The organism is Aliiglaciecola sp. (assembly GCF_039982535.1).
Taxonomy (GTDB): domain Bacteria; phylum Pseudomonadota; class Gammaproteobacteria; order Enterobacterales; family Alteromonadaceae; genus Aliiglaciecola.
This window is the reverse complement of the sequence record NZ_JBDWYG010000041.1, coordinates 144,412-154,881: the sequence shown is the minus strand read 5'-3', so window position 1 is coordinate 154,881 and position 10,470 is coordinate 144,412. Positions and strand designations below refer to the sequence as shown.

11 protein-coding genes, 1 tRNA gene and 1 riboswitch are annotated in these 10,470 nt (G+C 38.9%); of the genes, 4 read left to right on the top strand and 8 right to left on the bottom strand.

Going from position 1 to position 10,470, the window contains the following annotated elements; all coding sequences use genetic code 11:
- Positions 1–61 precede the first annotated feature (61 nt).
- On the top strand, positions 62–223 hold the full coding sequence (locus ABJV04_RS13950; RefSeq protein WP_348492159.1) for a hypothetical protein: 162 nt from the start codon (positions 62–64) through the stop codon (positions 221–223).
- Between the two features lie 312 nt (positions 224–535).
- The gene (locus ABJV04_RS13945; protein ID WP_348492158.1) at positions 536–916 is read left to right on the top strand and encodes a helix-turn-helix transcriptional regulator; all 381 of its coding nucleotides are present in this window, start codon (positions 536–538) and stop codon (positions 914–916) included.
- Here the strand turns inward: ABJV04_RS13945 and rimI are convergent, their stop codons facing one another.
- From rimI to ABJV04_RS13910, 7 genes are all read right to left on the bottom strand, one after another.
- Positions 917–1,366: a ribosomal protein S18-alanine N-acetyltransferase gene (rimI, locus tag ABJV04_RS13940; RefSeq protein WP_348492157.1), complete on the bottom strand. Its 450-nt coding sequence runs from the start codon at positions 1,364–1,366 to the stop codon at positions 917–919.
- A gap of 6 nt (positions 1,367–1,372) precedes the next feature.
- Positions 1,373–1,870, bottom strand: coding sequence for a hypothetical protein (locus tag ABJV04_RS13935; protein WP_348492156.1), 498 nt, complete (start codon positions 1,868–1,870; stop codon positions 1,373–1,375).
- Positions 1,871–1,892: 22 nt separating this feature from the next.
- Positions 1,893–1,969, bottom strand: a tRNA-Trp gene (locus ABJV04_RS13930).
- Positions 1,970–2,057: 88 nt separating this feature from the next.
- Positions 2,058–2,861 (bottom strand): phosphotransferase, encoded by an 804-nt coding sequence (locus tag ABJV04_RS13925; protein ID WP_348492155.1) that lies wholly within the window; start codon positions 2,859–2,861, stop codon positions 2,058–2,060.
- 63 nt (positions 2,862–2,924) lie between these two features.
- Positions 2,925–3,548 carry a nicotinamide riboside transporter PnuC gene (gene pnuC, locus ABJV04_RS13920; RefSeq protein WP_348492154.1) on the bottom strand — a complete coding sequence of 208 codons (624 nt, stop codon included), beginning with the start codon at positions 3,546–3,548 and terminating at the stop codon, positions 2,925–2,927.
- On the bottom strand, positions 3,548–3,805 hold the full coding sequence (locus ABJV04_RS13915; protein WP_348492153.1) for a YkoF family thiamine/hydroxymethylpyrimidine-binding protein: 258 nt from the start codon (positions 3,803–3,805) through the stop codon (positions 3,548–3,550). Before ABJV04_RS13915 ends, pnuC begins: the two co-directional genes overlap by 1 nt.
- 18 nt (positions 3,806–3,823) lie before the next feature.
- Complete coding sequence (locus ABJV04_RS13910; RefSeq protein WP_348492152.1) at positions 3,824–5,887, bottom strand: TonB-dependent receptor; 2,064 nt, start codon at positions 5,885–5,887, stop codon at positions 3,824–3,826.
- A 60-nt stretch (positions 5,888–5,947) separates the two neighbouring features.
- A riboswitch (TPP riboswitch) is annotated at positions 5,948–6,046 on the bottom strand.
- Between the two features lie 314 nt (positions 6,047–6,360).
- Between ABJV04_RS13910 and ABJV04_RS13905 the strand changes: the two genes are divergently transcribed.
- Positions 6,361–7,509: an iron-containing alcohol dehydrogenase gene (locus ABJV04_RS13905; RefSeq protein WP_348492151.1), complete on the top strand. Its 1,149-nt coding sequence runs from the start codon at positions 6,361–6,363 to the stop codon at positions 7,507–7,509.
- Between the two features lie 92 nt (positions 7,510–7,601).
- Here the strand turns inward: ABJV04_RS13905 and ABJV04_RS13900 are convergent, their stop codons facing one another.
- Positions 7,602–8,018 carry a hotdog domain-containing protein gene (locus tag ABJV04_RS13900; protein ID WP_348492150.1) on the bottom strand — a complete coding sequence of 139 codons (417 nt, stop codon included), beginning with the start codon at positions 8,016–8,018 and terminating at the stop codon, positions 7,602–7,604.
- A gap of 70 nt (positions 8,019–8,088) precedes the next feature.
- On the opposite strand from ABJV04_RS13900, the gene ABJV04_RS13895 reads away from it, so the two are divergent.
- Entirely contained in the window at positions 8,089–10,311 is a 2,223-nt protein-coding gene (locus ABJV04_RS13895; RefSeq protein WP_348492149.1) for a GNAT family N-acetyltransferase, read from the top strand.
- The last annotated feature ends 159 nt before the right edge of the window (positions 10,312–10,470 follow it).

The following is a 10,470-nucleotide window of genomic DNA, read 5'->3' as shown; positions in this document are numbered from 1 at the left end:
ATCCTCGACTTTTTCAGCTAATTAGAAATCATTAACTCATTATTAATTTTAAGGAAAGACCATGAAAAACAAAACTCTTATTAAAGCCGCTATGTTGACCTTCGCTCTATCGACCACTGTTGCTGCCACTAGCGCCAATGCTGGTTCTAAACAAAAGCCACCTATTGCGGTTGAAGAAACAAGTAGCTGGTACGAAGGCTTATTGAATTTATTAAAAAATTAAGAGTGAAGAGACCCAAAAGAATGATTCATCGTTAAAAGTTTATTTGCTAGATTTACAAATTTTTATAGCACTACCTTAGGCCCCATCTACGGTATTAATATATAAATGTTCAGCCTTGTATCTAAGTTAGTCTAATAATGTGATACATCGATGCCTCAACGCTGTATTAGTTTCAGAAAGGTGCTTGTGCCCGTGTCAAAAGTACCTTCTTCCTAGATTCCCCTCTAGTTTCAAGTAAATTTGACCCACTAGGTAAATTATTTACCTTTAAAAAACAACCAGTTATATTTTTAGGATGGTTTTTTACACCATGTGGAACTCAATCCACAAAAGCTTGCATACAATATGTTTAAAATTAAGGCAGACAATAAATATTTTAACGCCAATTTAAATATTGTTTGCTACATATATAACAATAAATGGAGTAGGAACCTTATGTATATAACGGGTAGTGATTTACGTAAAATGCGTTTAGAAGCAGGTTTAACAACAGTTCAAATGGCTAAACTTGCAAATGTTAAAACCAGAAAGACTTATGAAAACTGGGAAAAGAATATTGGCAGTCCAAGTATGAACCAATTCATAGCCATGTGTAGTGGATGTCAATTTAACTCTTCTACAATAGTTCAAATGGCTATGGAACGCTCTGATGCGAGCCAGCAAATGAATTTAGAGAGTGCTGCTGTAAGGTAATTATTGCTTTATAGTTGCTTTCATAATCAGGCCGTTTTCACGGCCTGTTTTAGTTGGGTAGTAATCTTTTCGAACTTCTACAAACTCGAAGGCACTTTTTGTATAAAGTGTTACGGCTGCTTGATTCGATTCTCTCACTTCCAGCCAAACCTCTTCACAATTAAATTGGTCACATTGCTGCATAAAATGATCGAGCAACTGCTGTCCGAAGCCTTTACCTCGACATTTTTCCCTTACACCAAGATCCATTAATGTTGCTTCACCTGCCACATTAAGCCCAACGTAATAGCCAACAATTTGATTATCGATTATCAATTGAAACGCAAAATAAGGTTTGCTTAAGCTATCCATAAAAACAGATTCTGACCATGGATTAAGATGACAAGATTGCTGTATATAAAATGCAGTTGAGTAATTGCTTTTATTTATCTCTTGAAGTGCACTATCCATAATAACTCAAAACAACTGATGTAAAATTTGCCACAATTGTTTTTTGTCTTGGCTAGATGTAATTTGATCTGGTGCTGGAGCAGTTAACACCAAACCATTGATAGAGATTCTTTCACCGACCTGCCAGGCTAATTTGAAATCAGCATAATCTTTTGGATCTGCGCTTTCTTCAAACATACAGTCTGTGATGCTTAAACCTGCAAACAAGAGTATATCGGACAAAAGCTGGCTTGTTTTGCACTCTGGCAAACACAAAAGCACACCATGATTTGCAGATTTGCGTGTAGTTTCAATTTTCTGCCTTAGCCGCTGCAATCCAGCCTGCTTTTGCTCTTGACTGAGCATTTGAGGCTCAACACTGGATACATCGTTTTCAATAGGCTGCTTACTTGCAAGCTGAACTGGGTCTTGATCGTTGGATTTTAATTGCCAAGGCACAATTCCCATATGGGTAAGCATGGCAGATTGATATTTGCTTAATGGTTTTGAGGTAAGTTCGGTCATTCTTCAAGACTAACAGAAAAATTGGCAGGGGTGGAGAGATTCGAACTCCCAACCGTCGGTTTTGGAGACCGCTGTTCTACCAATTGGAACTACACCCCTGCAGAAGAAGCAGCATTATACTCATGGATAATAAAAGGTAAAGTAGTTTGCACAGCAAATTAGTAAAATTTATTCACTTTTCTTGAACTTAACTATTTCCATCGTCTAATAAAATGGATTTTGCCGCTTCTTTCCACAAGTCATAGGTCAATTGTACAATAGGAAATTGTTTTTGAAACTGCTCGAATACATGGTGCTCACTTAATTTACAAAATTGAGCATAACTGTGCTGCAAGGTTGTCATTTCATGATGATCCATATTATTTATGAGTGCACATGAGGCTAAATCAAAATAGCGATTACCTAAAGACGCGTACTCCCAATCAAACACGAAAGCAGGTTCATGAATAGCCACGTGTTCCATTGCAAGGTCGTTGTGACAAAGTACTTGGTCAGTTTTATGCGTTTCAATCCAACTTGGTTTGCATTCGTTGATCCGTTGCTGCCAATACCCCTCATCATCAACACTCGCGGCATGCAAATAAATTATCCAGTCTTTGGGTAAATCAATTGAAGTAGCCAACGTTGGCAGAGAATGAATTTCACTTAGTACTTTTGCCAATATTTGAACTTTGTCATTTTTAGGTTTGTTTACGTTTAGTAAGGAAACGTGCTCAATCCAAGTTTCAACTTGAAAATCATGGGCTTTGGATAAGTAAATCGGCTGTGAAGTTATTCCTAGTTCACTCAATTGCTGTTGTTGAATAAATAAGGCTTGCCTATCTGTGGGGGTAATATGATTTAGTTCAAAGGTCTTTAGAAAATACACCGCCGATTGAGTGGTGAGGCGATAACTTAAGTTCACCGCCCCACCCTTTATAGGCTCCAAAGACAAATGTTGTCCAAACAGTTGACTCGCTAATAACTCATCAATGATTCGGGCTTTTCTCATCATATTTCCTCTAATCTTGGAATCTCAGCATACGCTTGCTATGCACCCGACTCAAGTTAGATTTTATAGGTAAACCTCTTTGCCCACGGAGTCAGTGAGATAGTCTTTTCGCCACTTCAGATAACCGTAAATAGCTAAACCAAAATACCAAATAAACATAATACCGGTGAGTAGCAACCCATTAATAAAGTATAAATAAGCAGCAAAAGAGTTAATAACAATCCAGAATAGCCAGTTTTCTAGTACCTTATTGGCCATTAAGTAAGTGGCATACACACTAAATACGGTTACCAACGCATCTAGATATAAGTCTGCTCCCTGCCACGAAAGTGTCACTAGATGCGGCAACGCTACCCCAACCATCACTAATAAGGAAACAATCCATAGGTGAACAAATAACGGTACTACCGACACCTCTAGCGCTTTATCTTGCGCATTCTTTTGCCATTTTAGCCACCCATAAATCGCCATCATTAAGTAGTACAGATTAAGAACACTATTAAAGGGTAAACTGACTTCCCAGAAGATATAGACATAAAGTGTTGTGCTAATTAATGCCGCTGGCCAGCATAGAATATTTTGTCGAGCTGCCAACCAGGGGTAGAGCAGTGAAAAAATCACAGCCACTACCTCTAGCATTGATTGTTGCTGAAACTGTTCCAGCAGAGCAGCGTAAAGCTCGGCCATTAGCTAGATTCACCCATGGCATCACCATTTAGGAACTTGCAAACAAAAATAGCTTGGCCCACTTCCTCGTAAGTCTTTTGCATTTCAGTATTCAAAATGCCCATTAACTCCGTCATGTCTCCGCGCACTATGGTACTAGTATCGCTAGTTGACGTAGTTAACTGCGGGTAAGTGTTAAGGCGATCAATAAAGTCTTGAATCGGCGCCAAGTATTTTTGGTTAAGTGGGTATAACGAGATTTCAACTACGGATTTCATAATAAGTGTCCAATATAATTAATAACGTAAACTTGCAGTCAGTCCAAATTGGCGACCATCACCAAGCTGCAAGTAAGGTTCAGGTGTCGCATACTCGTCTCTTGGGTCATTACTAAACCCGCCAAAACCACGAACATAATGTTCACGATCCAGTATATTTTTACCCCATACTGAAAACGTCCAGTCTTGCCAATCTAGACGCAACTGGGCATTGACTAAGACCGTAAAAGGAGACTCCACATCATGTCCATCTGAAAAACGATAATTATCTTTTCCATCTGCTTCTATACGCACACTTACGTTCTGGGATATATAGCCTAATGCTGCTAGGTTAAATGAACTTTTGGGTGCTTGGGCTTGCCATTGTTTATCAATATAGGTGCCATCGGCTTGAGTGTAACCGCCAAAATAAGCATCTAGGTATCCATAATTTGCACTAAGATTGATGGAGTCCGATACTTGCCAATCAAGCTCCACTTCTACCCCTTTGTTTGTGCCTACGTCAGCATTACCAATAATATCGATAAAACTCGGAATTCCTTCTTCACTGATTTGTACGTCATAATCGCTAACCTGCGTATCCTCTCTATCCATATAGAAAAGGGCGACCCGCACAAAAAGTTGATCTTCGAATGCTTGCCCTTTTATACCAATTTCATAGTTCCAGTTATATTCAGGAGCAAATAAACGACTTTCTTCGGTGACTCTTTGGTCAGGATTAAATCCGCCTGCTTTATACCCTCTAGACACACTCGAATACACCGAAGCTTGATTTATAGAATATTTAAGTACAACTTTACCGCCTACCATGGTGTCGGTTTGTTGCTCCACATACCCCTCATTATTGACATAATCCATTTTAAAACGGTCTGCTCTAAGGCCTAAGCTCAAACTTAGATTCTCGTTCAACTGAGTATCAGTTTGCCCGTAGATGCCTAGATTGATGGGTTCGTATTGGCTGCTAAAATCTTGTTCGGCATAGGTGTAATTTCTGCGGGTGTTTTCGTCAATATCTCGGCCGAAGAAGCCAACTAACCACTGTGTTGTGTCATCAAAAATCAAGCCATTATCATTTGATACAACTCGTAAATCTATGCTGGTTAAGTCTCTTTCGCGAAAGTAGTAATCCGTTGAACTGTATTCCCACGGATGAAAGCCCACATAAGTCCAATCTTCGTCATAGCCATACACAGAGTCAGATGTGGTGTGATTTAACGAGCCAATTAGGGTGGATTGGGCAAACTCAATATTCGCTTTAATACCAAATGCATGAGTTTCTTGGGTATCAACACCGGGTTCATCTGAACGGGTGATCCCGTCATTATCAAGTGAAAAAGCATCGTAGCCGTTATCAATATCAAAATACTGATAATTAAAATCTATTGTTGTGTTTTCAGTCGCTAAATATTTCAACTTTAATCGAGCAGTTAATTCATCAAGATTATCGGTGTCATCCCTATCAAGAAATTGATTATAGATAAAGCCGTCACTTTTAAACTGATTGATAGCAACACGATAAAACAGTTTATCGTTAATTTGATTTCCGTAAGCTGCACCAATATTCCAAGTACCTTGCTGAGCAACGGTAGCAAGAAATTTGGTTTGTTGCTGATCATCAGCTTCAGCGGTTTTGATTTTAATGGTTCCAGCCATACCTGCCGCGCCAAACTCAGTGGCTTGTGGTCCACGCAAGATTTCGACTTGTTCAACATCAAACAAAGTGCCTAAACCTGCAAAACCAGAAAAATCGAAATCATCTACCAGTAACCCCACTGAAGGATTATTCGGTTCAGAATACTGACTACGCTCGCCAATACCACGGATTTGAATAAAGCGTCCTCTAGAAGCCCCACTACTAAAATTTATATTCGCGCCCATCCCTAAAATATCTTCAAGATGGAATGCATTCCGTTTTTCAATGATATCTTCAGATATGACACTCACACTAGCGGTTACATTTTGGATATCATTTTCTCTAAAATCAGACGTAACGGTAATTACTTCTAGATTTTCAGCAGACAAGGCTAATGAGGGTATAGCGCATAAAAAAGTAGTGTAAAGTAAAGGAAATTTCAATTTCATTTGGATCTCTTCTAATTAATGAAAAGATCCGGTATTTCGGCAGTAAATGGAAAGCTTTGAGAAGTTCTTGATGACCATTCCTACGCCGGTATTATCCGGATCAGGTATAAGGGTTTCCAACAAATTGGATCTCAGCAAAGAGCACCCCCTGGTGTAACAAGTTATTGTTTAACTTGAACAATCAGATGATAGCAAGGGCGCAATCGAATCTCCATGAATAAATGAGTGTTTTTTAGAATTCAACTATCCCTGTGTAACTTTAACTAAGAAGCCCAGCATTTCGTCTGCCATTTTCAGAAACTTGGGTTAACCAGTTGAATACTCTAAACTTGTAAAAATACGCTGAAAGTAAGGGAAATTATTGAATATATGAATGACAGTTAATTCATACATTCAACTTGAATTTCTCACTTAGTGGTTCAATATAGTTAATCGAAACTTTTCAGCTTCTTAACCTTATTTTGGATTTGAAAATGCAAAACTTTATCTACCACAATCCTACTAAAGTTGTTTTTGGAAAAGACAGTATTAGTAAGTTATCTTCTTTATTACCCGATGCCAAAATCATGTTGATATACGGTGGAGGGAGCATCAAACATAATGGTATCTACCAACAGGTTATTGAACAGCTTGAGGGCCATCATTGGTGTGAGTTTTCAGGCATAGAACCCAACCCTGAATATGAAACTTTGATGAAAGCTGCATCTATGGTTAAAGCTGAAGATGTTGATTTTATTCTTGCTGTTGGTGGCGGTTCAGTCATTGATGGGGCTAAATTTGTTGCTGCAGCCACGCATTTCGATGGAGATCCTTGGGACATTCTAGCCAAGGGGAAAAAAGTTAAACAGGCCACTGCCCTAGGCTGCATTTTAACATTGCCAGCCACAGGTACCGAAACAAACACAGCGGCGGTAGTAACACGGCGCGAGCACAACCTTAAATTGTCCTTTATGTCTGAACATGTCAGACCTAAATTTGCGGTACTTGACCCAGAAGTGACCTATTCTTTACCAGAGCGGCAACTAGCTAATGGTGTAGTCGATGCCTTTGTTCATGTTATAGAGCAATATCTAACTTACCCTGTTAATGCCAGTGTTCAGGATCGCTTTGCAGAATCAATTTTAAGTAACCTAATTGATATTGGCCCTCAAGTTCTCAGTTCAAAAGAGTATGATTTACGAGCTAATCTAATGTGGAATGCAACACAAGCATTGAGTGGTTTAATTGGTGTGGGTGTTCCCCAAGATTGGTCTACTCATATGATTGGCCATGAATTAACGGCACTCCATAACTTAGATCACGCGGTCACATTGGCGATTATTTTACCTAGAGTGATGCACTATCAACGAGAGCACAAACGTGAAAAATTGCTTCAGTACGCAGAACGTGTTTGGGGACTAAGTCGCTATGACGAAGAAGGTGCAATTAACTTAGTGATTGAAAAAACTGAACAATTCTTCCGTGATATGGGAATAAAAACAACACTTTCTGAATATAATATTGACTCAGATGTGGCTGATAAGGTTGCTTCAAGGCTCGAAAAAGCGGGTATGACAAAAATTGGGGAAAGACAAAACATCACCCCTGAAGACGTTAAAAATATAGTAAGTGCAAGCGTATAAAGTGAAAACATGCCGCTAACGTTGAATTAAAATCTCACCGTCAGCGGCATTGAATCAACTCATTATTGAAATTCCGAATAAATCAGAAGGAATTAATCATTTAAATTTAATGATCTCAATTCTTCTTTCGTTTGTTCTTCCAGCTCTTTCATCGATTTGCCATGTGGAGTTGGCTCTCTGGTCTCTGGATCTAAACTTACGAAAACAATATCATCTGCCATGCAGATGGTTTTTTTAGTGGCTTTGTTTCGAACCATACAAGAAATGGTAATGGAAGTTCGTCCCACCTTTTTGGTCGCTAAGCCAAACTCCACCACATCACCTTTCAAAGCGGGTGATTCAAAGGTAATTTCACCAATATGTTTTGTTACCAACACATTGGTTTCTAACTGACAAATTGCGTAAATAGCCGCTTCTTCGTCAATCCACTCTAAAGCACGCCCACCAAACAAAGAGTCCGCATAATTTAAATCTCCAGGCATCACTAATCTTCGCGTTAGAAAGCGCATTCGTATTCCTCAATTTTATTCAATACACTAGGGGGACTAAACTATATCAAGAATTTAACTAAAAAAGCATATGACAACAGAAGTAAAATCTTGGCTTGCAGAACGAAAACGGCATAAATGCCATCGACAATTGTTAGTCATATCCGGTACGCAAAATTGGGTAGAAGACTCAATTACCCAAATATTTGCTGCTAATGAGCCTTCAACAAACATTTGTGTAGGTCAAATAGCGGGTTTGAATAATATTCAAAGCAAACAATATCGAAGTGTCTTAGGTCAGGAGTTTGAATGGGTCATATATGACGGTTTTGCTGAACTAAGAGGCAATGCGCTACTGGCAATGAGTGGTTGTGTTAGCCAAAGTGGGTTAATGATCCTACTTTGCCCCGATCTAGAAACTTGGTCGACACATACCAAAACTCAAAGTTTAGTAGAAGGCTTAAACAGCGATACAAGTAATCAGCGCTCGGCATTTATTGATTGGTTAGTTGAACATATAGAATCCTTTCCTGAGGTTTCAATATGGCAACAACATCACGCCAAGCTCACTCAAGTTAAAGAGGTAAATGTAAACGAGCAACTTTTCCAAGACGAAGCTTGTAAGACTGCAGACCAATACCAATTGGTGGAATATATAAAGTATGTGCATGGCAGAAACAACAACCAGATAGTTGTTCTAGCTGACCGAGGTAGAGGAAAATCTTCAGCCCTAGGCATTGCAGCAGGACAAATAGCCCAATCAACTACGTCTAGATTTATAGTTACCTCCGCCCATCGCTCAATGACTCAGCAAATATTTAATCAAGCGGCTAAATTTATTGAGTCTAAAAATGACGACTTTGCCAGTAGTAATCAGCACGTTAATCCAATCCAGTACCTTGCATTTGACAAAATAATTAAATCGCAACCTAAAGGGGACTGGTTGTTCATTGATGAAGCTGCATCAATACCAACAGAAGTGCTGGAACAATTAGTAACACAGTATCCGAACGTTATACTTAGTACCACAATACACGGCTATGAAGGCAGCGGAAGAGGATTTGAGCTACGCTTCAAACCGTTTTTAAAAACTCACTTTGCGAACTTTCGTGAATTTGTGTTACATACTCCGATAAGGTGGTTTGAAAATGATCCACTTGAAGCGTTTTGGCATCAGGTTATGGCCCTTAAAACCACCACTGAAAACATATTATCACAACAACCAACAAGCCAACCTCCCTCTGTTCAAGGATTACCAAATCAACTATTGGCGAGCACAAACAACTGTAAAGGTTTAGCAGACTCATTAAGTTATCAAACCTATAATGGCCACCAATTGATTTCGCAGCCAGCACTACTGCATGGAATATTTGAGCTTTTAGTCGACGCCCATTACCAAACTACACCTGACGATTTAGTCAGAATGTTGGACGCCAACCAACAGATACATGTAATACATGATCAGCATTCAGACCCTATTTGCGTGGCGCTGACTGCATTAGAAGGTGGAGAATACCTGAAGCCGTTGGCCATAAACATTGCACAAGGCAACAGAAGAATCCCTGGGCACTTAATCCCACAACGATTAGCTTTCGACCATTATGAACCTAAATTCATGTTAGACAGCCACCTACGCATTGTTAGAATTGCGGTTAAACAGCAATTTAGACATCAACATTTAGGCTCTACGATGCTGAAGCTGATTAAACAAGACGCTATAAAAAACCATATTGACTTCTTAGGGAGCTCATTTGGATTAACCAAAGCACTGGCGAACTTCTGGTTTAAGAATGATTTTCATTTAGTAAAACTCGGTATTAAACAAGATGCATCAAGCGGTGAATTTAGCGCAATAATGCTCAAACCGTTAACTCCTCAAGCCACAGAATCAGTAAAATTCTTAAAGGAGATGTGTCAGCAACAAATAAATTATCAGCAAGATTATCGCCTACAAGCATTATCACCATCATTAATTACCCAATTATTAAACACTCTGCATGTAAAATCTGATAAAGACGTATTCAACAGCCAAGAAACGAAAAACTATTGGCTGAGTCTACTAAAGCAATTTATAGCCGGAAACCGTCCCTTATACAGCGTGGAATTTGCCATTTTTCATTGGCTAGATTCCCTTAATATAAATGCTGAAAAGTTAGCGCCACATTTAAGGCAAACTAATGACTTCATAAATGATGTGATCGTAAATAAGATGAGTTATGAGTACATATCCAGAGCGTACAAACTTACAGGTAAAAAACAGATTGAGAGCCATCTTCGTGAGCAATTAAGACTGCTGATAGAACAATACCTTTAATTATTTATATATTTTAATAATGTCTGAGCACTAATCTAATCTCTCTGGCACACAAAAGCTTGTTAAAACAAGTTAGGTATCACACTAAAAGTTTAATAAAGACACCCTATTCCCCTTAGGTATACAAACTTAAAGCTAATGGTTTAGTTTTAAATAAAC

Coding starts and splice junctions, on each gene's coding strand:
- pnuC (WP_348492154.1), bottom strand. CDS start 3,548: ATGGCCGAGCTTTACGCTGCTCTGCTGGAACAGTTTCAGCAACAATCA.
- ABJV04_RS13915 (WP_348492153.1), bottom strand. CDS start 3,805: ATGAAATCCGTAGTTGAAATCTCGTTATACCCACTTAACCAAAAATAC.
- ABJV04_RS13950 (WP_348492159.1), top strand. CDS start 62: ATGAAAAACAAAACTCTTATTAAAGCCGCTATGTTGACCTTCGCTCTA.
- rimI (WP_348492157.1), bottom strand. CDS start 1,366: ATGGATAGTGCACTTCAAGAGATAAATAAAAGCAATTACTCAACTGCA.
- ABJV04_RS13905 (WP_348492151.1), top strand. CDS start 6,361: ATGCAAAACTTTATCTACCACAATCCTACTAAAGTTGTTTTTGGAAAA.
- ABJV04_RS13900 (WP_348492150.1), bottom strand. CDS start 8,018: ATGCGCTTTCTAACGCGAAGATTAGTGATGCCTGGAGATTTAAATTAT.
- ABJV04_RS13895 (WP_348492149.1), top strand. CDS start 8,089: ATGACAACAGAAGTAAAATCTTGGCTTGCAGAACGAAAACGGCATAAA.
- ABJV04_RS13910 (WP_348492152.1), bottom strand. CDS start 5,887: ATGAAATTGAAATTTCCTTTACTTTACACTACTTTTTTATGCGCTATA.
- ABJV04_RS13935 (WP_348492156.1), bottom strand. CDS start 1,870: ATGACCGAACTTACCTCAAAACCATTAAGCAAATATCAATCTGCCATG.
- ABJV04_RS13925 (WP_348492155.1), bottom strand. CDS start 2,861: ATGAGAAAAGCCCGAATCATTGATGAGTTATTAGCGAGTCAACTGTTT.